Annotated in this window: 30 protein-coding genes; 18 read left to right on the top strand and 12 right to left on the bottom strand. The window is 65.5% G+C overall.

What is annotated here, in order from left to right:
- Positions 1 to 526: 526 nt before the first annotated feature.
- Positions 527 to 952, bottom strand: coding sequence for a hypothetical protein (locus HWX36_RS24370; RefSeq protein ID WP_244136511.1), 426 nt, complete (start codon positions 950 to 952; stop codon positions 527 to 529).
- Positions 953 to 1,021: 69 nt separating this feature from the next.
- Between HWX36_RS24370 and HWX36_RS24365 the strand changes: the two genes are divergently transcribed.
- On the top strand, positions 1,022 to 1,537 hold the full coding sequence (locus tag HWX36_RS24365; protein ID WP_175955501.1) for a GNAT family N-acetyltransferase: 516 nt from the start codon (positions 1,022 to 1,024) through the stop codon (positions 1,535 to 1,537).
- Positions 1,538 to 1,611: 74 nt separating this feature from the next.
- On the opposite strand, the gene HWX36_RS24360 is transcribed toward HWX36_RS24365, so the two are convergent.
- Complete coding sequence (locus HWX36_RS24360) at positions 1,612 to 2,076, bottom strand: hypothetical protein (RefSeq protein WP_175955500.1); 465 nt, start codon at positions 2,074 to 2,076, stop codon at positions 1,612 to 1,614.
- Positions 2,077 to 2,529: 453 nt separating this feature from the next.
- On the opposite strand from HWX36_RS24360, the gene HWX36_RS24355 reads away from it, so the two are divergent.
- From HWX36_RS24355 to HWX36_RS37325, 3 genes are all read left to right on the top strand, one after another.
- The gene (locus HWX36_RS24355) at positions 2,530 to 2,796 is read left to right on the top strand and encodes a hypothetical protein (protein ID WP_244136510.1); all 267 of its coding nucleotides are present in this window, start codon (positions 2,530 to 2,532) and stop codon (positions 2,794 to 2,796) included.
- Positions 2,797 to 3,075: 279 nt separating this feature from the next.
- Complete coding sequence (locus tag HWX36_RS37330) at positions 3,076 to 3,318, top strand: hypothetical protein (protein WP_244136509.1); 243 nt, start codon at positions 3,076 to 3,078, stop codon at positions 3,316 to 3,318.
- The gene (locus HWX36_RS37325; protein ID WP_244136508.1) at positions 3,315 to 3,554 is read left to right on the top strand and encodes a hypothetical protein; all 240 of its coding nucleotides are present in this window, start codon (positions 3,315 to 3,317) and stop codon (positions 3,552 to 3,554) included. Before HWX36_RS37330 ends, HWX36_RS37325 begins: the two co-directional genes overlap by 4 nt.
- Before the next feature lie 484 nt (positions 3,555 to 4,038).
- Here the strand turns inward: HWX36_RS37325 and HWX36_RS24345 are convergent, their stop codons facing one another.
- Positions 4,039 to 4,782: a DUF695 domain-containing protein gene (locus HWX36_RS24345; protein ID WP_175955499.1), complete on the bottom strand. Its 744-nt coding sequence runs from the start codon at positions 4,780 to 4,782 to the stop codon at positions 4,039 to 4,041.
- An 86-nt stretch (positions 4,783 to 4,868) separates the two neighbouring features.
- On the opposite strand from HWX36_RS24345, the gene HWX36_RS24340 reads away from it, so the two are divergent.
- Both HWX36_RS24340 and HWX36_RS24335 read left to right on the top strand, forming a co-directional pair.
- Positions 4,869 to 5,252 carry a VOC family protein gene (locus HWX36_RS24340; RefSeq protein WP_175955498.1) on the top strand — a complete coding sequence of 128 codons (384 nt, stop codon included), beginning with the start codon at positions 4,869 to 4,871 and terminating at the stop codon, positions 5,250 to 5,252.
- A gap of 47 nt (positions 5,253 to 5,299) precedes the next feature.
- A complete protein-coding gene (locus tag HWX36_RS24335) occupies positions 5,300 to 5,608 on the top strand; it encodes a phosphatidylserine/phosphatidylglycerophosphate/cardiolipin synthase (protein WP_175955497.1) in 309 nt (102 codons plus the stop codon).
- A gap of 108 nt (positions 5,609 to 5,716) precedes the next feature.
- Here the strand turns inward: HWX36_RS24335 and HWX36_RS24330 are convergent, their stop codons facing one another.
- The gene (locus HWX36_RS24330) at positions 5,717 to 5,932 is read right to left on the bottom strand and encodes a hypothetical protein (RefSeq protein WP_175955496.1); all 216 of its coding nucleotides are present in this window, start codon (positions 5,930 to 5,932) and stop codon (positions 5,717 to 5,719) included.
- Between HWX36_RS24330 and HWX36_RS37845 the strand changes: the two genes are divergently transcribed.
- From HWX36_RS37845 to HWX36_RS24320, 3 genes are all read left to right on the top strand, one after another.
- The gene (locus HWX36_RS37845; protein WP_347879232.1) at positions 5,841 to 6,059 is read left to right on the top strand and encodes a hypothetical protein; all 219 of its coding nucleotides are present in this window, start codon (positions 5,841 to 5,843) and stop codon (positions 6,057 to 6,059) included. The genes HWX36_RS24330 and HWX36_RS37845 overlap by 92 nt on opposite strands.
- A gap of 178 nt (positions 6,060 to 6,237) precedes the next feature.
- Positions 6,238 to 6,780: an aspartyl-tRNA synthetase gene (locus HWX36_RS24325; protein ID WP_175955509.1), complete on the top strand. Its 543-nt coding sequence runs from the start codon at positions 6,238 to 6,240 to the stop codon at positions 6,778 to 6,780.
- Positions 6,781 to 6,941: 161 nt separating this feature from the next.
- A complete protein-coding gene (locus tag HWX36_RS24320; RefSeq protein ID WP_175955494.1) occupies positions 6,942 to 7,415 on the top strand; it encodes a VOC family protein in 474 nt (157 codons plus the stop codon).
- 60 nt (positions 7,416 to 7,475) lie between these two features.
- Here HWX36_RS24320 and HWX36_RS24315 read toward each other — a convergent pair whose 3' ends face one another.
- Positions 7,476 to 8,447 (bottom strand): sensor domain-containing diguanylate cyclase, encoded by a 972-nt coding sequence (locus HWX36_RS24315; RefSeq protein WP_175955492.1) that lies wholly within the window; start codon positions 8,445 to 8,447, stop codon positions 7,476 to 7,478.
- Between the two features lie 45 nt (positions 8,448 to 8,492).
- On the opposite strand from HWX36_RS24315, the gene HWX36_RS24310 reads away from it, so the two are divergent.
- Complete coding sequence (locus HWX36_RS24310; protein WP_175955491.1) at positions 8,493 to 8,672, top strand: hypothetical protein; 180 nt, start codon at positions 8,493 to 8,495, stop codon at positions 8,670 to 8,672.
- A gap of 39 nt (positions 8,673 to 8,711) precedes the next feature.
- Positions 8,712 to 8,939, top strand: a complete 228-nt coding sequence (locus tag HWX36_RS37320) for a hypothetical protein (RefSeq protein WP_244136507.1) — start codon at positions 8,712 to 8,714, stop codon at positions 8,937 to 8,939.
- 107 nt (positions 8,940 to 9,046) lie between these two features.
- Here HWX36_RS37320 and HWX36_RS24305 read toward each other — a convergent pair whose 3' ends face one another.
- A complete protein-coding gene (locus HWX36_RS24305; protein ID WP_175955488.1) occupies positions 9,047 to 9,670 on the bottom strand; it encodes a phospholipase D family protein in 624 nt (207 codons plus the stop codon).
- A 340-nt stretch (positions 9,671 to 10,010) separates the two neighbouring features.
- Complete coding sequence (locus HWX36_RS24300) at positions 10,011 to 10,499, bottom strand: helix-turn-helix domain-containing protein (RefSeq protein ID WP_175955486.1); 489 nt, start codon at positions 10,497 to 10,499, stop codon at positions 10,011 to 10,013.
- 169 nt (positions 10,500 to 10,668) lie between these two features.
- On the opposite strand from HWX36_RS24300, the gene HWX36_RS24295 reads away from it, so the two are divergent.
- Together HWX36_RS24295 and HWX36_RS24290 are read left to right on the top strand one after the other, a co-directional pair.
- Positions 10,669 to 11,106 (top strand): PaaI family thioesterase, encoded by a 438-nt coding sequence (locus tag HWX36_RS24295; protein ID WP_175955484.1) that lies wholly within the window; start codon positions 10,669 to 10,671, stop codon positions 11,104 to 11,106.
- Positions 11,107 to 11,253: 147 nt separating this feature from the next.
- Positions 11,254 to 12,306 (top strand): NADP(H)-dependent aldo-keto reductase, encoded by a 1,053-nt coding sequence (locus HWX36_RS24290; RefSeq protein WP_175955482.1) that lies wholly within the window; start codon positions 11,254 to 11,256, stop codon positions 12,304 to 12,306.
- A gap of 87 nt (positions 12,307 to 12,393) precedes the next feature.
- On the opposite strand, the gene HWX36_RS24285 is transcribed toward HWX36_RS24290, so the two are convergent.
- Positions 12,394 to 13,680 (bottom strand): MFS transporter, encoded by a 1,287-nt coding sequence (locus HWX36_RS24285; RefSeq protein ID WP_175955480.1) that lies wholly within the window; start codon positions 13,678 to 13,680, stop codon positions 12,394 to 12,396.
- Positions 13,681 to 13,715: 35 nt separating this feature from the next.
- Positions 13,716 to 15,137, bottom strand: a complete 1,422-nt coding sequence (locus HWX36_RS24280; protein ID WP_175955478.1) for a M20 family metallopeptidase — start codon at positions 15,135 to 15,137, stop codon at positions 13,716 to 13,718.
- 165 nt (positions 15,138 to 15,302) lie between these two features.
- On the opposite strand from HWX36_RS24280, the gene HWX36_RS24275 reads away from it, so the two are divergent.
- The 4 genes from HWX36_RS24275 to HWX36_RS24260 all read left to right on the top strand — a co-directional run bounded on the left by HWX36_RS24275 (position 15,303) and on the right by HWX36_RS24260 (position 19,026).
- On the top strand, positions 15,303 to 16,250 hold the full coding sequence (locus HWX36_RS24275; RefSeq protein WP_175955477.1) for a LysR family transcriptional regulator: 948 nt from the start codon (positions 15,303 to 15,305) through the stop codon (positions 16,248 to 16,250).
- A 69-nt stretch (positions 16,251 to 16,319) separates the two neighbouring features.
- The gene (mnmH, locus tag HWX36_RS24270; protein WP_175955475.1) at positions 16,320 to 17,447 is read left to right on the top strand and encodes a tRNA 2-selenouridine(34) synthase MnmH; all 1,128 of its coding nucleotides are present in this window, start codon (positions 16,320 to 16,322) and stop codon (positions 17,445 to 17,447) included.
- Positions 17,444 to 18,502, top strand: a complete 1,059-nt coding sequence (locus HWX36_RS24265; RefSeq protein WP_175955473.1) for a permease — start codon at positions 17,444 to 17,446, stop codon at positions 18,500 to 18,502. The genes mnmH and HWX36_RS24265 overlap by 4 nt, the downstream gene beginning before the upstream one ends.
- A gap of 101 nt (positions 18,503 to 18,603) precedes the next feature.
- Entirely contained in the window at positions 18,604 to 19,026 is a 423-nt protein-coding gene (locus HWX36_RS24260) for a hypothetical protein (RefSeq protein ID WP_175955471.1), read from the top strand.
- Positions 19,027 to 19,063: 37 nt separating this feature from the next.
- On the opposite strand, the gene HWX36_RS24255 is transcribed toward HWX36_RS24260, so the two are convergent.
- Both HWX36_RS24255 and nodI read right to left on the bottom strand, forming a co-directional pair.
- Entirely contained in the window at positions 19,064 to 19,897 is an 834-nt protein-coding gene (locus HWX36_RS24255) for an ABC transporter permease (RefSeq protein WP_175955469.1), read from the bottom strand.
- Positions 19,898 to 19,903: 6 nt separating this feature from the next.
- Positions 19,904 to 20,818: a nodulation factor ABC transporter ATP-binding protein NodI gene (gene nodI / locus HWX36_RS24250; protein ID WP_175955467.1), complete on the bottom strand. Its 915-nt coding sequence runs from the start codon at positions 20,816 to 20,818 to the stop codon at positions 19,904 to 19,906.
- Between the two features lie 337 nt (positions 20,819 to 21,155).
- Here nodI and HWX36_RS24245 point away from each other — a divergent pair, with 337 nt between their 5' ends.
- Complete coding sequence (locus HWX36_RS24245) at positions 21,156 to 21,653, top strand: universal stress protein (protein WP_175955466.1); 498 nt, start codon at positions 21,156 to 21,158, stop codon at positions 21,651 to 21,653.
- 97 nt (positions 21,654 to 21,750) lie between these two features.
- Here the strand turns inward: HWX36_RS24245 and HWX36_RS24240 are convergent, their stop codons facing one another.
- Positions 21,751 to 22,470 (bottom strand): DUF2939 domain-containing protein, encoded by a 720-nt coding sequence (locus tag HWX36_RS24240; protein ID WP_175955465.1) that lies wholly within the window; start codon positions 22,468 to 22,470, stop codon positions 21,751 to 21,753.
- Positions 22,471 to 22,495: the final 25 nt, after the last annotated feature.

Genomic DNA, 22,495 nt, shown 5'->3' with positions numbered 1-22,495 from the left:
GTCCGGCACCGACAGCCCCGATTCCACGCGCTTGAGCGCGTCCATGATCTGGCTGTCCGTGAATCTCGATTTCTTCATTCCGTAGAACTCCCTCAACAAGAAAATTCCACTTCTGATCACACCGGTTTTTCGGGGGGATTACCGTATCCCGTCGACGTGATGTTGCGAAGTTTCGTTTCCCACCTAAGGATCTTGCGCCCCGTGCCGTTATCTTTCATGGACAGCCCTCGTGCCTCGAATGCTGATCCGTTTTCTTGCCTGCTCGCGTTCCGCGTGAGCAGGCTTTTTTCGTTCATGGCCGCGCTTTGCCGCATGAATGGCGGAATGGGACAGGGATTTGGCGCGAGCCGATAATGCGTAACAGTATTACATGGGTGTAATGTGTCGACTTCCTCGTGCCCTCATGCTTTGCAGGGCCGTTCGATCCCGGCGACCAATGAAGGTGTCGGGATTTTTTTTGCCTGCATCCCGTGCACTGGCAATGAGTTGCAGCGACGCCCGACAGGCAGGCGCTGACGCGATCGCGTCAGACGTGAAGGAGGCGAACGCCTGCGAATGTCACGAGCCAGTGGGCGGCGACGGCGCATGCAAGGTACGCGACGATCACGTGCGGAGGGCGACGCCTTGAAAACAGACAGGCGCCGAGCACCGCGAACAGGACGGGCGGGCCGAACAGATACGCGAACAATTCGATGGCGGCGAGTGTCGTTGCTGCGCACGCATCTACGCCGCCACCGCAGGAACCGGCCGGCGGCACGCACAATCGATCGAACGCGACACACAGGCGGCTGTCGATCGAGGCCCACGCGATCACGCTGATGATGCCCGCGACCGCAAATCCGATCGTTCCAAAGAGACGTCGCATCGTTTGATTTCCCCGAAGTTCATTTCCCGTTTTTCCGGGGCAGGCCGCCACGGTATCGTTCGAGCACTGCGACGTTGAGGGTTGCATGCCGCCGCGCGCGGCATATTTTGCAACGAGACATACGATCAGGAGAACGAGCTGAAGGAGTGACCGCCGATGCCGGAAACCCGGGCCACGCTGCGTGCCGCGACAGCGCAAGACGCAAACCTCATCGCTCGCCTGCACACGCTGAGCCGGCAAACCGCATACAGCCACATCCTGCCGGCGGCCTACTTGTCCGACGAGGTGCCGACGGAACACGCGATCCGGTGGCGGCACTATCTCGATCGCAATGAAAAGGAGTGGGGCCTCGTGCTGATCGCCGAGGCGGACGGCGAGCCGGTGGGTTTCGTCAGTGCCGAGCGGCCCGGCGATTCGGCGCTTGGCGTGCTGCTCGACTGCCTGCACGTCCATCCTTCATATCGCGGAAGCGGCACGGGCAAGCGCATGATCGAAGCCGTTCGCGCCTGGGCGTGCACGCTCGGCGTGGACAGGGTCCACCTGAAGGTGCTGGAGGGCAACGAACGCGCGATCGGCTTCTATGAGCACAACGGCTGGCAACTGGCGGGTATCGAAACGAGCTGCATCGGCCAGGTGGAGGTCATCGACCGGATCTACGCGATACAGGCGTAGTGGCCTGGCGGCATCGCACGAATGGCCGCACGAGATGCGGCCATCGCCGGGCAACGGTCGAACGTACTCCGTCGTTACCCGCCGCAGTACCGCACGAGCAGATCGGCTTCCGTCTCGTGCACCTCGACGGGCAGGATCGTTGCGCCTGCATAGGCGAGATAACGCGCGCGATGCTGGCCGTTGCGGAACGACGCCACGCCGACTTTCGACAGGCCGGGGATGCCGAGCAGCGTTCGCGTTCTCGTCTCGCGAAACGTGATGTACGGCATGTCCGGAATCCTGTCCTGCTCAGGATCGAGGAATTCGCGAATGCCCGCGGCTTTTCCAGGGGTCCAGTACAGCACCGACGGCAACACGTAGTCCGTCGTGTCTCGGTCGGCGCATGCCAGCAGTTTTTTCACGTCGATCGTCACGACGCGGTGTCGCGTATCGTCGGACGAGAATACCCGCTTGAGATGCACATAGGCATAGGGGGCGTGCCCGGGAAGCTGGATAATCCAGACTTCTACGCCATTCTGTTGTGCGCGGGCGAGTGCCATGGTTTCCTCTGGTGCTGCAGCGGTCTTTCTGACTGGAGTTTAGCAGTGCGATTGCGTTGGCGAAGCAGGGCCATACCCGGAACAGGAAAGTGGCGCGATTCGCGGCAGAACCTGAACCGCGAGCAAAAGCGCAGAGTGGAATGGTGGGTAAATCGAATGCGGTCATACGTCGGCGATCAATATCGACAGGTCACGAGCGTATCGCGATACTGTCAGGGGCAATGGCGCACCGCGCGAATTTCATCGAAAATTCACACTGTGTCGTGAAACCCGGCGTGCACAGGTCATCATAAGAATGGAGAGGGCAGATTGACCGGAGAAAACCATGTCGTCGAAACTTGAGATCGAGTACCTCGATTACCGTTTCACGGCGACGCTCGAAATCAAGGAGTCCGGTCGGACAGGCGTTGTCGATTGGCATCTCGAATCCGATTCGCGAAGCAAGACGCTTGCGTGGATCGTATTCGACCGCTTTCTCGGCGGCATGATTTCGTCGATGAAGAGGAGGCGCGTGCCAACATCGTCGACTGGTTGGAACGGCTGGCCGATCCGAGATCGGGCGCGTCGGTCGACATGGCGAAGGCGAACGCGGTGGCTGCCGGCGCGGTGGCGACGGACGCCTCAACCGCATCGACTGCCGAAATCGTCGGCGAAACCGTCATGGATATCGCCAGCGATCTCGACTGGATCGAGATGGTTGCGGAATGGCTTTTCAACTGACCGTCATGATGATGAAACCCGGTTGTCACGACGCGAGTTCCGGTGTCCACGAAACGCGGTTTCGAAAAAATCGGTACAGAAAAAAGAAGCCCGAATCATGTCGATCGGAAAAATAGAATAATCCTGCTTTGACAACATCCGTGACATAACGGAAACTGGGCGCGGGCCTGAAAATATCCGATTGAATTAAAACAAGACAAAATTCCAGACATGAAATGAAGAACGCTGCCGACGGCGCGCGCGATCATTGTCGCCGCCGGCCTGGCAGCCCGCACTGCAATGCTGTTCGAAGACGGCAGATACGAAGAGACAGTCGGCCAATTCCTCGTCAGCGAGGACGGCAAGGAATTCGTCGTGCTCGGTAAGCAATATCACTACACCTTCGATATGCCGGAGCATCTCGGCGCTGTGCGGGCATCGCATTACCGGAAATCGATCAATGCGTTGCGCTATATGGGTTCGTCGCGCAGGGCAGCAGGGTCTCGGGCAAGTTCTCGCTGCAGTTGCGCCGCAATGACGTGACCGACAAGGATTGGAGTCGCGCGCTGGAGGACGGGTTCACGAAGCGCGCAAGCAGCGGCCTGGAGATGAAGGGTGCGCTGGACGGATCGCGCTATCTGGTCGATGGTTTTGCGCTGGGCAAGGCGTGGTCGTCGTTTGCGCATTTGTACAAGTCCAGGTTGCCGACGGCGTCACGACGGCGGGCAACGCCGGGCGTGTGCTCGCGACGCCTGCCACGCTTGCGGCCGACGGCGTGATGATGATCGGGGCCGTGGTGCTGTCGCCCATCGTCGTGGTGACGCCCGCGCCGTGACGCGATCCGGGCGGCGCGCGAGCGAACCGATTGCTGCGGCATTGTCACCAAATGGTGAGTTGCCGCACAGATCGTTGCGCGGCCCGCGCTCACAATTTGGCCGGTTGACCGTTCTTCCCCGGCCCGGTCAACCGTTTCCCCGCTCGCTCGCGCAGGAGCGGGGCTTTTTGCCCGTCCGACGCCGGAAGGTTGCGTTGGCGGAACCGGACAGGCGTCCGGCGGGCGGCGTAATCGCATCGGTTGCGCGCCCCGGCGTCCGTTCGCCTGATCCGCACGAATCGCTTTCCTCGTGCCTGAGCGAACCCTCAGGCCCATCGCCGGTTTCGCCGGTGATGCCTTGGTCCCGGCGGCGCGCAAGCATGCCGCCGGGATATTTTTTGTGCCGGACGCCTTGCATCACGTGTCGCGCAGCGGGCAGGCCAACCCGCTCAGCCAGCCTGTTCGACGCTGGTTTCCCATCCGTCGTATTCCCCTCCGAGCGAACGTACTTCGCGGCTGATCGCGACCGTATGGCGCGTGATGTCGGCCAGCGCCATCGTGCCTTCGTGCGAAAACCGTACGGCCGACTTGCCGTCTTCGGTGGGCGCAACCGACTCGACCGGATAGCCTTTCGCTTCGGCCCAGTCCGCGAACTGATGTGCGTCGCTAGGGTCGGGGAAGTACGCCCAGTGCATCACGCGCCGGCTGACGTCGCTGGCGTCGCCTTTCTTCCGCAATTCATCCAGCACGCGCATGTCGCGCATGATCTGCCAGTCGTCGTCGGTCGGGTAGAGCGTCTGCCAGTACGCTTGCTTGTCCGGATCGACCTGGTGCGCGTACTGCAGTGCGTAGGTTGTCTGATCGGCCAGCGCGTCGACAATCTCCGCCGCTGCCTCTTCGTCGAACGGCACGTAGAAAAGGAAATCGCGATGGCCGTCGACGGTGATGCGGCCTACCTGCACGCCACCTTTCGCGGTAATGGTGGCGTCCAGCAGATCCTCGATCTGCGCGAGTCCGGTGAATTCGTCGCCGGTCGGCAGGCCTTCCGGCGTCGGATGCGCAAAGGGGACGCGCACGCTGAGCAGCGACGTGCGCGGATCGCCTTCGGCGATGTCCGCAAAGCTGTGGTTGAAGCTGATGAAGGCCTGATGGTCGCCCATTCTGGCAGGGAAGGTTCCCCAGGCGTCGGTCATGTGTTTCTCCCGTGCGCGATTGTCTGTTGACGGTTGTAAAGCGTCGCAATGTATCATCGAAAATCGCGTTGGCTGGAGAAGCGCACATGATCGAGCGTCTGGGCATCCTCGTGCCGGTCGAGGACGATCGCTTCCGGGCGGTGGTGGATTTCTATCGTTTGGCGCTCGCGCTACCGGTGCATTCCGAAGGCGTGTCGGCTGCGGGGAATCCGTGGCATCGCTTTGTCGTGGACGGGGCGACGCTGACCATTCATACGGGCCGCGGTGGCGAGTTTCCGTATCCGGAGTTTCGGCCGACCGGCCATGGCATTGCGCTGGCCATCGAAGTGGCGCGTGTCTCGGAAGCCATTGCGCGACTTGAATCGTGCCGCGTCGGCATCCTGAACGAGTGGGACTACGGCGACGGCACGATCGCGATATCCGTGGCGGATCCGGCGGGAAACGTCTGCGAAATCTGGGGCCGTCCGTGACCGCGCATCGGTACGGCGGGCCGCAAAAAAATTCGAAGGAGATGTCGATGTCGATGTTTGCGGTGAATGGCGTGCGAATCGATCTGCTCAGCGCGCGCGTGACGCACGTGCGCTGGGCGGCCGTGAATCCGGCCGACCGGTCGTGGGCGGCGACGCCAAGCGAGGCGCCGGTGGCGGACGTGGCGCGCGCGCTTGCGTCCGGCAACGATGTCCGCGCAATTTTCTCGGCATCGGATGCCACCGCGATCGGGCCCAGGCTGAAACGCGTGCTGTATCGCGATGCATCGGAAGGCATCGAACTCGACATCGATGCAACGAACGAGTCGCGTACGTTGCGCGATCTGCCGCAAATCTGACCGGCGCGGCATGCATCAGCGCAAGCGGGTGCCGCCGCATGGATGGCGGTGCCTGGCCGAACGGCTAGTCGCACGACGTCGATCGCGAGGCGTAGTATTGGATGACCGTCATGCTGCATTGGCGATTGCGCCGGACGGTCTGACGAGGCACGCGATCTTCAGCGAGCCCGTCTTACCGGAAGCGAATATCGCAAACGTGTACGAAACCATGTCCAGACCGCTCATCGCCCCGTTGGCATCCACTTTTTGTCTGGCGCTGTCGGCTTGCCAGACCGCATCCGGGCCGCCTCCGCTACCGTCGCCCGACACCGCGTCGGCAGCCACAGCCGTTCCGGCATCGTCGCCGTCCGAGCCGATCCGCGGCGTCGGCCTGGCCCCTCATCTGGCAGGGCAGAGCCACTGGGCCGTCGGTCAATGCACGACCAACGGCGCCGTCAAGGTGTGCAGCTGAAAATGTCCAATACCGACGGCGTGCTGCCCGTTTCGCGCGGACGAAAGCGTATTGTCGTGCGTCGATGCTTACCTTCGTCGATCACGACCATTTCCTGTCGACAAGCAGCCCGTCTCGGCGGGTCGATAGGATGTCCGTCCTCGATGAGCCGATTGTCGTCGATGGGAGTGATCGCGCGATGAACGACGAAAGCGAAACTGCCGATTCCGGCTGGCACGTCGATCCCGTCGCGGGAACCGTCGTTGGCCAGTTGCCAGTGACGCTGGCGGTCGACGGCCGGAGCCTGAAAAGAAGGGCGATCGCGTGCGCGGTGCTGGCCGCGGCGAGCCTGTGCGGTTATGCGGCCGCCCCGGCGCTCTGGCCGGTGGCGGCATTGGCCGTGTTGCTGGCGCTGGCGGGGGCACTCTTCCTCGTGTCGTCGCGGCGCAGGATGGCCCTGCATGTCGACGAGACAGGCTTCAGGCTGATCGGGGCTGTGCGCGAACAGCCGGTCACGCCGTGGCGCGACGTCACCGAATTCCGGATCATCAGCGTCGCCGGAAATCGTTACATCGGCTATCAGTTCTCCGCGCATTCGTCGCGCACCCGGGTGCCGGGCGGCGTGATGCTGCCGATCGCCCGGTTTGCCGATCTGCCGCTCGATGCGGTGGCCGGATTGCTGGAGGCATGCCGCCGGCAGTTCGGTGCGCCGGGCAACGAGGTCGACCGAACAGGCCGATGACGCGCGGTGCGGGGAGCCCGCGTGCGCCGATACCCGAGAAAACAAAAAATGTCGGGCGCAGTGTCGATTTCCGCCGGGTTCGTCCGTCGTGGCATCGGATGCGTGCGCATCGCGCGTCCGTCCCGATTCCGATACGACAACCGACCGAAGGAGCGATACCCATGTCCACGTCCGTCAAACCGATCCCGGAAGGGATGCGCACGCTGACGCCGCACCTGATCTGCGCCGGCGCAACAGCGGCCATCGACTTTTACAAGCGCGCGTTCGATGCGAGCGAACAGTTTCGCCTGGCGACGCTCGACGGTCGGCTCGCGCACGCGTGCCTCGTGATTGTCGATTCGACACTGATGCTGATGGATGAAATGCCCGAGCACGGCGCGCTCGGGCCGAAGGCACTCAAAGGCACGCCGGTCTGCCTGCACCTGTACGTGCCGGATACCGACGCGGCGATCGCGAAGGCGGTCGAGGCTGGCGCGACGGTCACGATTCCGGCGGCCGACATGTTCTGGGGCGATCGCTACGGACAGGTCGAGGATCCGTTCGGCCATCGCTGGTCGCTCGCGACGCACCAGCGCGACCTGACGCCCGAGCAGATCGCGGAGGCCATGGCCAGCGCGCCGCCGTGCGGAAGCTGACGCAACCACGCCACCGCAGTTGGGCGGCAGGGCGGCGCCACGCGCCCGGTCGGCCCGTACTTACGCGCCGGCCGTCTTGCCGCGCTGCTTGTCCTCGTACATCCGTCGATCGGCCGATGCGAGCAGGTCGGCTACGTTGCGATGGTGCGCGAAATCGTAGTCGACGTGCCCGACGCTGAACCGGATGTCATAGCCGCGTGCGTCGGCCGCGTTGCGCAGCGCGAGCGCCCGCGTCACGCGTTCGACCGCCTCGGCAACGTCGGCCGGACCAGTGGTGCTCAGCAGCACGACGAACTCGTCGCCGCCAAGCCGTGCGATCACGTCGCTATCGCGCAGCGCGCCCGTCAGCGTATCGGCGAATGCCTTGAGCGCGTGGTCGCCTTCGGCGTGGCCGAAGCGGTCATTGATCGACTTGAAACCGTTCAGGTCGAAGAACAGCAGCACCGCGTGACGGTCATGGCGATCGCACAGCCTCAGCACGTGACGGGCCAGGATCTCGAAGCCGCGCCGGTTGGTCAGTTGCGTGAGTTCGTCGGTGGTCGCGAAATGCAGCGCGGCGATTTCACGTTCGGTCATGTGGGCGAGATCGCCGAGCAGCGCGAGTTCGTCGGGCTCGAGCGAGCGCGGCCGCGTGTCGATCAGGCACAGCGTGCCGATGGGCGCACCGTTCGGCGCCGTAAGCGGCCGACCGGCGTAGAAGCGGATGCCGGGCGCGCCGGTGACGAGCGGGTTGTCGTGGAAGCGGCTGTCGTTCAGCGCATCCTGGATCACCGTCGTATTGCCCTCGAGCAGCGCATGGGCGCAGAACGACACGTCGCGCGACGTTTGCGTGATGTCGAGCCCGGTGTGGCTCTTGAACCACTGCCGATCGTCGTCGACGAGGCTGACGAGTGCGATCGGTACGTCGAACAGCCTGCGTGCGAGACGCGTCAGGCGATCGAAGCGCTCTTCGGGCGGCGTGTCGAGGATAGAGAGCGAATGAAGCGTATCGAGCCGGGCCGCCTCGTCGGCCGGTTTCGGTGCGATTTGCATGGGCGTTGTCTTTGGTCCCGGCTGCGAGGCCGGTCACGAGATCGTATGGCGGACAGTATCGCGCATTGTTCGGCGCATCGCCACGGTGCCAATCCGTCGACGGGTGGTTTGGGCCTGGCGCGGATCGATGCAGATGGGGTGAGAAGCGGGCGCCATGGCAACGTGTTTCACCCCGATGCGCAATCGGACGCGCGATGCCTCAAGGTGCCCGGCACGGTGCCGTAAACAGGACGAGTCCACTCGTTCAACGCTTCCCATCGCACCATGGTTCGATTCCTGTACGCGGGCTATCTCGCGTTTGCGCTGTATCTTCTTTATCCGATGGTTCAGAACACGCTGGCATTCGGCGTCGTTTGTGTGAGCAGCGCGCTGCCAAGCGTCGCCGGCGGTTTGTCGACGTCTTCGGCAAGCGGCGCGAGCGGTCAGGCGAATCGTTGTGCACCGACGACGCAGGCCGGTGCGGCGACCGGGCGGACGCCCGAAATCCATTGAGTGCGGCGGCGCGCTGGCCATTCGGCTGAATTGAACGTTGCGCCGTGCTCGCCGATCATCGGCAACACGGCGGATCGAACACGGAGGTGTGCGCCGCGCGGCTTGCCTCAGTAGCTGGAGCGGTACGGCGTGCCCTGGTCGAAGCGGCTTTGCCAGTGCGTGAGATAACGCGACGCGAGTTGCGGGTTGTTCCACACCACGACAACGTTCTCGGAATTGCGGCTGGCCGCCGACGCGCTGTAGTTGAACGAACCCGTTTCGACGTGCTCGGCGTCGATCACGAGGTACTTGTCGTGATGGATCGCGTAGGCGTCGATCGTGCGCGTCGGGATACCTGCGTTGACGAGGAGGTTCAACGCCTGCTTGCTGCTCTTTGCGCGATTGCCCTTGTCGTCGACCACCACCGCGATATTCACGCCGCGTCGCTTGGCGGCGAGCAGTGCGCGCGTGACAGGCGGCGACGTGAACGAATAGGCGGCGACACGGATCGAGCTGCGCGCGGCGCCGATCGCTTTCAGCACGAGCGCTTCGGCACCGCCGTCGGGCGAAAACGCCGATTCGACGACCTGTGTCGCGGGTGCTTCGTGAGTGGGGGCCGGCAGCCAACGTGACACGAGATCGATCGCCTGCTGGAGCAGCGATTCGCTTTGCGTCTTGCCGAAGGCGGAGAACGGAGTGGCGAGCAGGGAGGCGGCGAGACAGGCAGCGGCGAGGCGATTGCGCGACAACATCTTGGACAGCGAACAATTTCGAGACAGCGGGCCGTGAGTGTAACGCAGACGCGGCGGCCCGGTCACGTGCGGATGAGACGGGGTGACTCGTCGCGATGACCGGCGATGGCGGAGGCGGTGACGCAAAGTTGCGTTGTGCGGTATCCGGGTGCGTGATCGGTTTAGTCAGCGGACGTGATCGAAAGCAGCATGTGACTGCGCGTGCGGCGGTGGCGGAATTGCGGCGTGCAAGCATGCAGAAGTGCAGCCGGGCGGGCTCGATGCGGCCCGCGACAACAGTGCGAGCGCGACTAACGATCCGTGCGCGTCGCGCGTTCATTCACGTGTGCCCGACGCTGCGTCAATCCCCGGCCGCGGGCCCTCCGGCTGCCTCGTCTGCGATCCACCCGGGGCCACGCTCCGGCTGCACGTCGTGTGCGTCGAGCGGTTCGCCGCACGCCGAGCATACGGTGACCGCATGCATCAGTTGGCCGCAGGTGCGGTGGCGCAACTGCACCGGCGGCCCCTGGCCGTCGTCTTTCCAGCGGTCGCCCCACGCCGTCAGCGCGAGCAGGGTCGGGTAGAGGTCGAGGCCCTTGTCCGTCAGCCGATATTCGAAACGCGGCGGCCGATCCTGATACGCGCGCTTGACCAGCACGCCTTCGTCAACGAGCCGCGCGAGCCGCTCGGCCAGCACATGGCGCGTGAGGCCAAGCTGGGTCTGGAACGCGTCGAAGCGGCGGCAGCCGAGGAACGCGTTGCGGAGGATCAGCATGGTCCAGCGGTCGCCGAGCACGGCGAGCGTACGCGCGACCGAACAGTTCAGCGTGCCGATGTCATCCCATTTCATCGTCGAGTCTCTTGCGGCGGTTCAGCAAAATAGCGGGTTCGATTATAGAACCCGCCTTCGGTTGTAACGGGCCCGGCCACGTTGACAACGGCCGCCGTCGCTGTCAATAATGAGTTCCAATTTAGAACTTACTCGCGCGGCGACGCGCTTTCAACCCGGAGACAACCCGATGAATCCGCTTTCCTTGTCCGGTCTCGATCTGCTGCGCGCAGCGGTGTCGGGCGATGCGCCGCTCGCGTCGATTTCCGAGACGATCCCGATGCGTCCGCTCGACGTCGAACTCGGTTATGTGAGGTTTTCGGCGCGGGCGGACGGCCGGCACCTGAATCCGCTTGGCGGCGTCCATGGCGGGTTCGCCGCAACGGTGCTCGATTCGGTCACGGGGTGCGCGGTGCATTCGATGCTGGATGCGGGTGTCGGCTACGGCACGGTCGATCTGCATGTGAAGATGCTGCGGCCCGTGCCGCGCGACGTCGACCTGGTTGCGGAAGGGCGCGTGATTCACCTGTCGCGTTCGCTGGGTGTCGCGGAGGGCACGCTGAAGACCGCGGACGACAAGATCGTCGCGCATGCGTCGGCGACCTGCTTCATCCAGCGGCCGCAGTAACGGCGGGCGGCAACACCGTCGTGCGGGCCGGCGCGCGAACCTCCAAGCCGGTGCCGAAGGCCGTCTGTAGGCGTATGCGGCGCCGGTCTGAAGCAGTCGCTGCAATGTGATAGCGTTCCTGCTTTCCACCGACGCGACAGGAACAGCATGGAATACCGCACACTTGGCGATTCGGGCATCGAGGTCAGCCTGATCGGCCTGGGCACGATGACGTGGGGCGAGCAGAATTCGGAGCGCGATGCGCACGAGCAGATCGACTACGCGATCGGGCAGGGCGTAACGCTGATCGATGCCGCGGAAATGTATCCGGTGCCGCCGAAACCCGATACGCAGGGGCGCACCGAGGCGTACATCGGCACCTGGCTCGCGCAGCATCGCGCGCAGCGCGAGCGTATCGTGCTCGCGACGAAAATCGCAGGGCCGGCACGGCAGCCGCACAATCCGCGCCATATTCGCGGCGAAGGCAACCAGTTCGACCGCAAGAACCTGACCGAAGCGCTCGACGGCAGCCTCAAGCGCCTGCAGACCGACTACGTCGATCTCTACCAGTTGCACTGGCCCGACCGCAGCACGACGACGTTCGGCCGTCCTGCCTATCCGTGGGTCGACGACGCCTATACGGTGCCGATCGAGGAAACCCTCGGCGTGCTCGCGGAATTCGTGAAGGCCGGCAAGGTGCGCGCGATCGGCGTGTCGAACGAAACGCCGTGGGGCGTCGCGCAGTTCCTGCGCGCGGCCGAGAAGCTCGGGCTGCCGCGCATCGTGAGCATCCAGAATCCGTACAGCCTGCTGAACCGCACGTTCGAAAACGGCCTGTCGGAATTCACGCATCGCGACGGCGTCGGCCTGCTCGCCTATTCGCCGCTCGCGTTCGGCTGGCTGTCCGGCAAGTACGAAAACGGCGCGCGTCCGGCCGGCGCACGCATCACGCTGTTCGAACGCTTCCAGCGGTACAGCAAGCCGCAGGCCGTCGAGGCGACGTCGCGCTATGTCGCGCTCGCACGGCGTCACGGGCTGTCGCCCGCGCAGCTCGCGCTGGCGTTCGTCAACAGCCGGCCGTTCACGCGCAGCAACCTGGTCGGGGCGACGTCGCTCGAGCAGTTGAAGGAGAACATCGGCAGCATCGACGTGAAGCTGTCCGACGAGATCCTCGCCGAGATCGACGCGCTGCATGAACTGCAGCCGAACCCGGCGCCTTGACCTGAACCAGGCGGTGCGCGGCCCGTGCGGCAGCCATGCCGCGACGGGCCGCACCGGCGGCGCATCGCTGCGCCGTCATTTCTTCCGTTATCGCATCTTGAGCCGTGTGCGCGCGACGAACAGCGCGGCGAGGCTCAGCAGCGCGCAGCCCATCAGATAGAGCGCCGGCGACAGCCGGTTGCCGGTCGCGCTGATCAGCCAGGTGATGACGAACGGCGCGAAGCCGCCGAACAGCGTGACGCCCGTGTTGTAGCTGACCGCGAGCCCCGTTGCGCGCGTCTGCGACGGGAACAGCTCGGCCATCAGCGCCGGCAGCGCACCGCAGTACATCGCCTTCAGCGCACCGATCCAGACCAGGGCGGCGAGCATCGTCGCGAACGATGCGTGACGCGTGAGCCACGCGAATGTCGGGTACACGGTGACGAGCATCAGGATTGCCGCGACCGCCATCATGCGGATCCGTCCGGTACGATCGGACAGGTGGCCGACGACCGGCGTGACGAGCGTGAGCACGAAGCCGGTCGCGAGCGTCGCCGCGAAGCCCGTCGACGCGGGCAGCCCGAGCTGCTTGATCGCATAGGTCGGCATGTATAGCACCATGTAGTTGATCGCCGTCGAAATCACGAGCGCGCCGACCGACAGCAGCAGCCGCAACTTCTGATCCGCGAACAACTCGCGCACGGGCGCTTCCGAGCGTGCCTGCGTCTTGAACTCGACGCCTTCGTCGACGTAGCGGCGGATGTACAGCCCGACCGGGCCGATCGCGAGCCCGAACAGGAACGGCACGCGCCAGCCCCAGCTTTCGAGTTGCGCGGTCGTCAGCGTGGATGTCAACAGGGCGCCGAAGCCCGATGCGAGCAGCGTCGCGAGGCCCTGGCTCGCGAACTGCCAGCTCGACATGAAACCGCGCCGCTGCGGTGCATGCTCGACGAGGAACGCGGTCGAGCTCGCGAATTCTCCGCCCGCGGAAAAGCCCTGCATCAGCCGCGACAGCATGATCCCGAGCGGCGCGAGTATGCCGATCGCCGCGTAGGTCGGCATCAGCGCGATCAGCAGCGTGCCGGCCATCATCATCGCGATCGACAGCAGCAGCGACGCCTTGCGGCCCGCGCGATCCGCGTACGCGCCGAGCACGAAGCCGCCGATCGGCCGGATCAGGTAGGACAGCCCGAACGTGCCGAGCGTGAGCATCAGCGACGTCGCTTCGCTCGTCGCGGGGAAGAACAGCTTGGCGATCGTCACCGCGAAGAAGCCGTAGACGATCAGGTCGAACCATTCGAGTGCGTTGCCGATCGACGCCGCGAAGATGATGCGCCGGATCTTCGCGGCGCTGGGGCGGGCGGCTTCCTGCGAGGTCAGGGTGGTCGTGTTCATCGTGTGAGCAGGTCCCGTGAAAGGGGCGAAGCGCGTTACAGGGCGGCGCCGGTCGCGGCGGGCGCCGCGCGGCGAACGGTCGGCGCGTCGTCGCCGAGATCCCAGAAGAGGCCGGCCATCATCTGCAGCCCCTCGCTGACGACGCTCGCGAGCAGGTGCTCGTCCGGCGCGTGCTGCGAGCATGCCGGGTACGAGTGCGGCACCCACAGCGTCGGCAGCCCGAGGGTGTCGGCGAACACTTCGTTCGGCAGCGTGCCGCCGAGATTCGGCAGGATCGCGGGCTTCTTGCCGGTGGTCCGCGCCAGCGACGCGACGGCCCAGCGGACCCACGGATCGTCCGGCGGCACGCGCGTCGCCGGGGCGCCCCTTTCGACGTCGATCTCGATGTCGGCGAAGCCGTGCGCATCGAGGTGCGTGCGCAGATGCGCATGCAGCGCTTCCCAGTCGGTGCCGACGACGAAGCGCAACTGGCAGTGCGCATACGCGGCGGGCGGGATCGCATTGACGGGGTGCTCGGGGTTGCCGGCCTTGAACGCGAGGATCTCGAACGTGTTCCAGCCGAACACGCGCTCGGCCGCGGTGAGGCCGGGCTCGCCCCAGCCGGCGTCGAGCGCCGGGTCGCCGGGGCCGCCGCCAACGGAGAGATCGGCGAGCGCATCGCGCACGGCGGCCGGGATCGGCGGCGGACGCAGCCCCGCGACGCGAATCGCGCCGCGCGCGTCGACGAGGCTCGCGAGCGCATGGGCGAGTACGATCGCCGGATTGCGCAGCAGCCCGCCCCAGTTGCCGGAGTGATGCGCGCCGTCGCGGGCGCGCAGGCTCAGCTTGAAATTGACCGAGCCGCGCGAACCGAGGAAAACCGTTGGGCGCGCGGCGGCGATGCGCGGGCCGTCGGACGCGATCAGCACGTCGGCCGCGAGCGCGTCGCGCTCCAGGCGGCACAGCGCATCGAGGCCCGGCGAACCCGTTTCCTCGCCCATCTCGATCAGCAGCTTCGCGTTGAAGCCAAGCTGGCCGCCGCGCGCGTCGAGCACGCTCGCCAGCGCGGCCAGGTTGATGGTGTGTTGGCCCTTGTTGTCGGCGCTGCCGCGGCCGTACCAGCGGTCGCCGTCGGCCGTCAGCGTCCACGGCGACAGCGGTGCGCGCCATTGCGCGTCGTAGCCGCGCACGACGTCGCCGTGGCCATAGATCAGCACGGTCGGCAGTGCATCGTCTTCGTGGCGCGATGCGAGCAGGAACGGGCCGCCGCCGTCGACGGGGTTGTCGACGATCCGCGACGTGAAGCCGAGGCGCGCGGCTTCGGGGGCGATCTCGTCGGTCAGGTACGCGCGCAGCGCGGCATCGTTGCCGCTTTCCTGACTTTCGGTGCGCAGGCCGACGCGGCGGCTCAGGGTCGTGAAGAACGCACCGGATTCGAACTGGTTCAGCGCGTGCTGGATGGCGGCGGTACGGCTCAAGTCGTGCTCCTTGATCGGGTTCGCTGCACGCGCCGGATCGTGCCTGCAGCGTGAGGTGCGATCGATTCTAGAAAGCCGTTTTTTTTGTCACAATGATCGAATTTCGAACCTTTCTTTGCCGAAAAGGCAAAGCAGCGCGGCCGGCAGCCGGGCGGAGACAGAACGATGGCGGCTTTCCTGCATGGCCTGGCATTGCGGTATTTCGTCGAAGTGGCGCGCACCGGCTCGATCAGTGACGCGTCCGCGCGGCTGCACGTGGCCGTATCGGCGATCAGCCGCCAGATCGCGAAACTGGAGAGCGAGCTTGGCGCACCGCTGTTCGAGCGCCGGCCGCGCGGAATGGCGCTGTCGGAGGCCGGCGAGCGGCTCCTGGCGTTCGCGCAGCGCAGCCTGCTCGAGGCCGAGCATGTGATGAAGGACATCGGCGGGCTCGATGTGCTGCACGGGAGCCTGCTGAAGATCGCATGCTCGGAAGGGTTCGCGATCGATTTCCTGCCCGGCACGCTCGCCAGTTTCAAGGCGCGCCATCCGGGCGTCGATTTCTCCGTCTGGGTGGTGTCGCCGGCGGACGCGACGCGGCGGGTGCGCGACGGCGACGTGGACATCGCGCTGAGCTTCAGCCTCGCGCCGGAGAAGGGCGTGCGTGTCGAGCACACCGAGCGCGCGCCGATCTTCGCGCTGGTGCGGCACGACCATCCGCTCGCGACGCGAGAAGCGGTGTCGCTCGCCGATGTCGCGCGTCATCCGCACGTGCTGCCCGAGGCCGGCACGACGGTGCGCCAACTGATCGACATCGCGTGCGCGCTCGACGGGCTGCTGCTCGAGCCCGAACTGACGAGCAACAACACGGCGGCGATGTACGGCTACGCACGGCGCACGGGCGCGGTGATGTTTACGGGGCTGCTGTCGGTGCGCGATCGCTGCGCCGCGGACGGCGTCGTCGTCGTGCCCGTGACGAACCCGCAGCTGCGCGAGCGCAGCATCCAGGTGCAGACGATGGCGGGGCGCGATCTACCCGCGTCGGTTCGTGCGTTCCGCGACCATCTGATCGATGCGATGCAGGCCGCCTCGGCGCCGCCGACCGCCGCGCGCGGCCCGAGACGCCGGCCGTGAGATAATCGTCAATCCGCCTTCCGCGCCCATGCGACTCATCGAGCCGCATCGCCCCTGTTCGACGCCAAATTGAAGAACCTGCTTGTTACCCTCGATCACGCCGGTGAGTTCGACGAGATCATCGACGTGCGCACGCCGCTCGAGTTCGCCGAGGATCATATCCCTGGCGCGCTGAACGCGCCCGTACTCAGCAATGAGGAGCGCGTGCTCATCGGCACGATGTACCGGCAGGTGTCGCCGTACGAGGCGACCCGGGTCGGCGCGGCGATCGTCGCGCGCAACATCGCACGCCATCTCGATACGACGTTCGCCGACCGTCCGCGCAACTGGCGGCCGCTGATCTACTGCTGGCGCGGCGGCAAGCGCTCGGGCTCGATGACGACCTGGTTCAACCTGATCGGCTGGAAAGCGCGCCAGCTCGACGGCGGCTACAAGGCGTACCGCCAGTCGGTGTGCGCGACGCTCGACTCGCTGCCGACGCGCTTTCGCTACATCGCGCTCGTCGGCCACACGGGCTGCGGCAAGACGCGCCTGCTGAACGCACTGCGCGACGTGGGCGCGCAGACGCTCGACCTCGAGGCGCTTGCGTGCCATCGCGGTTCGCTGCTCGGCGCGCTTCCGGGCAAGCCGCAGCCGGCGCAGAAGGGGTTCGACTCCGGGCTCGTCGAAACACTCGGGCGTTTCGACCCCGAATGGCCGGTGTTCGTCGAATCGGAAAGCCGCAGGATCGGGCTCGTGCAGTTGCCGATCGCGTTGATCGAAGCGTTTCACGCAGGGCCGTGGGTGCATGTCGACGCGGCGCACGACGAGCGCATCGCATTCCTCCTCGACGATTATGCTCACCTGTTCGACGAACCGGAGACCTTCAAGGCGCAGCTCGATCGGTTGATCGGGCTGCATAGCCGCGAACAAGTAACACGCTGGAAGGCGCTGATCGATGCGGACGCGCGGGCGGAGCTGTTCACCGAGCTGATCGACAAGCATTACGATCCCGCCTATGCGCGCACCTATCGCGCGACCTACAACAAGCCGAACCGGGCGCTGACGTTCACGTTCCGGCCCAACGCCGCCGACGGGCGCGATCAGGCGCGTGCGCTGCTGGCCGCACTCGCGCAAGCCGGGCTGCCCGCATCGGCCGCGCTTGCCGCAGGCGCGACATCCGAATCCGACCAAGACCAATCGACGACCACACGATGACGACCACACGTACCCAACCCAGTCCGACCCTCGGCTGGATGACCTTCCTGCTGATCGCGGTCGCGGGCCTGTTCTATGTGAAATGGTTCCCGTACTACAACAAGGCGTTCGTTGCCGCCGAGCATCATTCGATCGGCCAGTCGATCCTGATGGGCACGTCGGCGGCCGCTCCCGAGCCGTCGCTGAAGGCCGCGCTCGATTACGCGTGGGCGTACGGCAAGGCGATCTGGCAGGCGATGGTGCTGGGCCTGCTGCTCGGTTCGGCCGTGCAGGCGCTGCTGCCCGCGCACTGGGTTGCACGCGTGCTCGGCCGCACCGGCTTCGGCAGCGTCGCCGCGGGCGGACTGCTGTCGCTGCCCGGCATGATGTGCACGTGCTGCGCGGCGCCGGTCGTCGCGGGGCTGCGTGCGCGCCATGCATCGCCGGGCGGCGCGGTCGCGTTCTGGCTCGGCAACACGGTGCTGAACCCGGCGGCGCTGGTGTTCATGGGCTTCGTGCTCGGCTGGCACTGGAGTGCGCTGCGTCTGGTGCTCGGCATCGCGATGGTGTTCGGGATCGGCTATCTGCTGAACCGCATCGCACGCCCTGAAGACCGCAGCATCGACGATGCACAGCTCGCCGCGCTGGCGGCCGAGCAGGCCGCGGCCGGCAATCCGTTCGTCCGCTGGATGAAGCTGCTTGCGCGCATGGCCGTGCGGCTCGTGCCCGAATACATCGTGCTCGTGCTGCTGCTCGGCGCCGCGCGCGCGTGGCTGTTCCCGCATATCGGCCCGGACATCGGCAATCATCTCGGCTGGATCGTCGCGTTCGCGGTCGCGGGCATGCTGTTCGTGATCCCGACGGCCGGCGAGGTGCCGATCATCCAGGCAATGCTGTCGCTCGGCATGGGCGTCGGCCCGGCCGCCGCGCTGCTGATGACGCTGCCGCCGATCAGCGTGCCGTCGCTCGCGATGCTCGCGCGTTCGTTCAAGCCCTACATGCTGGCCATCGTCGCGATCCTCGTCGTCGTGTTCGGGATCGCAAGCGGCCTGCTCGCGGTCGCGCTCGGGTTCTGACGCGCGCAAGCGGCGCGCCAATCGGGCGCAATCGTCGTATTCATCCGGCGCCGCCGTTTCACGCGTGCGGCGCCATTTACAAGAAGCAAACAGGAAAACGCATGACCCAACCGAAGATCCATCCTCGACTCGAAAAGGCGCTGACGCGCGGCGATCTCGCGATCCGCCAGGCCAATTCCGCGCGGGCGACTGCCGTGCTGAGCGCACTCGGCATGATGATCATCGAGGCCTCCGCAACGATCGGCGTCGAAGCCAGCATCGATATTCCGCAGGGCGACCGCATTTACGATCCGGTCAACGGCCTGTGGCCGCAGAAGATGCTGGTGTCGTTCGACGGCCCGGTGGACGAAGCCGACAAGGAAGAGCTGCGCTCGGTTTATCTGCTTGCCGATGATCCGGGCACGCAGTTCCGCGTCGAATGGCATCGCGCGGACGGCAAGCTGGGCCGCCAGGAAGGCGGCCCGCTCGCGACCGTCGCGTTCCTGACCGACGTCGAGATCCCGTGGAGCGACGACGACGAGTAACGTCGTCGCATGAAGCCGGCGCCCGGTGCGCCGGCCGTCAGCGCATCATCCGCCGGCGGAACAGCCATGCGGACAGCAGGAATCCGCCGACCGCGTAACCTGCGAGCACCGCGACATGCAGCGCGATGTCGGTCGCTGGCCGGCCGAGCATCGCGGGCCGAATCAACTCGACGGCATTCGCGAGCGGCAGCGCCTGCGCCGCATGCCGCGCGATCGGCGGCAACTGCGTGATCGGGAAGAACACGCCCGACAGCAGCAGCATCGGCGTCAGCACGAGCGTCTGATAAAACATGAAGAAATCGTAGGACGGCGCGAGCGCCGTGACGATCATCGCGATGCTTGCAAACGCGAGGCCGGCGAGCGCGATCACGGGCAGCGCCGCGAGCATCGACGGAAACCGCGCATAGCCGAGCGCCCCCGCGACGAGCATGATCGCAGCCCCCGACAGCATCGCCTTGCTGGCCCCCCAGACGATCTCGCCGAGCACGATGTCGCCGAGCGCGAGCGGCGTATGCATGATTGCTTCCCACGTGCGCTGCACGTGCATCCGCGAGAATCCCGAATACATCGACTCGAAGCTTGCGGACATCATCACGCTCGACCCGACCGTGCCGGCCGCGAGGAACGCGATATACGACACGCCGTCGACATGGCCGAGCATCAGGCCGAGCCCGAACCCCAACCCGAACAGATAGATCATCGGATCGGCGAGATTGCCGAACATCGACGCGAGCGCGAGCTTGCGCCAGACGAGATAGTTGCGCCGCCAGACGGCGATCCAGTTGGTCGCGTTCGCGGGCATCGCGATCGCGAAACGTGACACGCGCGGTGGTGCCGACGGTGCGGCGGCGGAATAGTTGCGGACGTCCATGATCGATCAGTCCTGCATTTCGCGGCCCGTGAGCCGCAGGAACACATCTTCGAGATTGGCCGGGCGATGCAGATAGCGCAACCCCGTGCGGCCCTTGAGTCGCGCACTGAGCGGTTCCGGGTCGCTCACGTAACAGAACAGCGTCTCGCCGCTGATCTCGGTGCGCTTCGCGAACGCCGACAGCTCGTCGCGCAGCGTGGCTGGATCGGGCCCGTAGATTTCGATCACGTCGCAGCCGATCTCCGATTCGATCAGTGCGTGCGGCGCGCCCTCGGCGATCTTGCGGCCTTCCTCGATCACGCACAGGCGGTCGCACAGGCGCTCGGCTTCTTCCATGAAGTGCGTGGTGATCAGGATCGTCTTGCCGCGTGCGAGCAGCGAGCGCAGCCGTTCCCACATCAGGTGACGCGCCTGCGGGTCGAGGCCCGTCGTCGGCTCGTCGAGCACCAGCACATCGGGATCGTTGACGAGCGCGCGGGCGAGCGTCAGGCGGCGCTTCATGCCGCCCGACAACTCGCCGACCTTCGCATTGGCCTTGTTCTCGAGCTTCGCGAATTCGAGCAGCGGCTTCACGAGCGCGTGCGCAGCCTGCGCCGACATGCCGAAATAGCGGCTGAACACGAGCAGGTTCTCGCGCACGGTGAAGTCGGGGTCGAGATTGTCGAACTGCGGGACGACCCCGACACGCTGGCGCGCATGCCGTGCACGCGATGGAACCGGTTCGCCGCAGAGCGAAATGGTGCCTGCATCGGGATGCGTGAGGCCGAGCAGCATTTTCAGCGTGGTGGTCTTGCCGGCGCCGTTCGGCCCGAGCAGGCCGTAGCATTCGCCGGCCTGTACGGTGAAGGACAGGCCGTTGACGACGAGCTTGCCGCCATAGCGTTTTTCGACGTTCCGGAAATCGATCGGTGCAGCGGACATGGGGTGGTTGTCGTTGTAAGCGGGCGCGGATGCGTTCCGCTTCCGGATGCCTGGCCGGTTGGCGAACCGATCGGACGATTGCGTGCCGCACCGGCATGGCCGAAGCGAACGACCCCGGCGCCTGTTGGCCCGATGGCGTACGGACGAGCCATTCTAGTGCATTGGTTGCGTCTCTTCCGGGCATGCCTGCACGGTGCGATGCATGTCCGCACCGATCGTGCACTGCATCATCGCGCACGAGCCGAGCGGGGCGAATCAGCGTTTTCCATCCCTTGCGTCCTGAATTGCGGCGCACCATGATGAATGTGTAGGCTCGTTGTCGCGATAGGGAGGCTTCATGGCTAGCTACAACAAGATTCTGTTGTGTTACGACGGCACGCTCGAAGGACGCAAGGCACTGCGCTGCGGCGCCAACCTCGCGATGGACCTGAAGGCCGAGACGCATTTGCTGTCGGTTGTCGATATGCGCTCGAGCATTGCGCAGAGCGCAGGTTTGCTGACCGACGTAGCGTGCGGCCGGTTCGAGGAAACCGCGCGCGAAATCCTGCAGGAAGGGGTGAACTGGCTGCGCGAGCGCGGCGTGCAGGCCGAAGGCCATTTCGCGTTCGGCTATCCGATCGACGAAATCGCGAATCTCGCGGCGGAACTGAAGGTCGACCTCGTCGTTGTCGGCCATCGGTGCCGTAGCGGCTTGTCGAGATGGTGGATGGGGTCGGGCAACACGCAACTGCTCGACCGCGTGAACTGCAGCATTCTGGTTGCGTGTTCGTCGGCGCAGGAGCAGAAGGCCGAAATCGCGCGTGAGCGTGAAGCGGCCACGGCGAACGGCAAATAATCCAATGATTCGATGACTGCCTGACCGGAGAATCGCGCCGGTCAGGCGTCGTGCCATATTCGTGGCGCGGCCGCTGACCGCGGCCACTCAAGACCTGTCAAGCGTGCAGGTCGATCGCGGACAACTTCCACGAGAACAGGCCGAAGCGGTGAAATATTGCCGCATAGCGCGTGCCGTCGGCACTGCGCTGGTAGGTCACGACGAATTCATCGATATTCCGGTAGCCGGCGCTCGTTTGCTGCGGGTGCGGCGCATGCGTTGCGTCGGCCGGGCTTGCCGATGCGGCAGCGGCGGGTGATTGCGATGGCGCTGCCGTGGTGGCCGCGTCGCTGCCCGGAGCGGTTGCGCTCGCCGGAGCCGGATTGGCTGCGGGTGCGGCCGGCGTGTTGCCCGGCGCATTGCTGCCTGGCGGCAAATTCGACCATTCAGGTGGACGCTCACCCGGATTGCCACGCGGCGGCCATCCGCTCATCAGCGCGGCCACGCCCTCCGGGGTTGCGTACGCATCGACCAGGGGGCCGATCAGTGCCGACCCGATCAGCGCACCGATCACCGCGAACGGATTGTTCTTCTTCACTGCGTCGATCCGGCGCATCAACTCTTCCGTGACCTGCTGCTTCAGGCTGATGCGCAGCGACGGGAAATCGACATACTCACTGATGGCCTGCGCATCGCGCGCATCGATCGCCGATTTCAGGCGACCGAGCGCGACGTATGGCGACGCGTAGCCATAGCCGATCGCCGCAATGATGGCGACGGCCAGCACGACGATCAGCAGGGGCTTGAGCCGCCATGCGCGGCCCGAAGATCCGGTCACGTTGCCTCCGGTGCGGGGATATTCC

It is taken from the genome of Burkholderia sp. BCC0405 (genome assembly GCF_902833075.1).
Taxonomy (GTDB): Bacteria; Pseudomonadota; Gammaproteobacteria; order Burkholderiales; family Burkholderiaceae; genus Burkholderia.
This window is presented reverse-complemented; position numbering and strand designations above follow the sequence as displayed.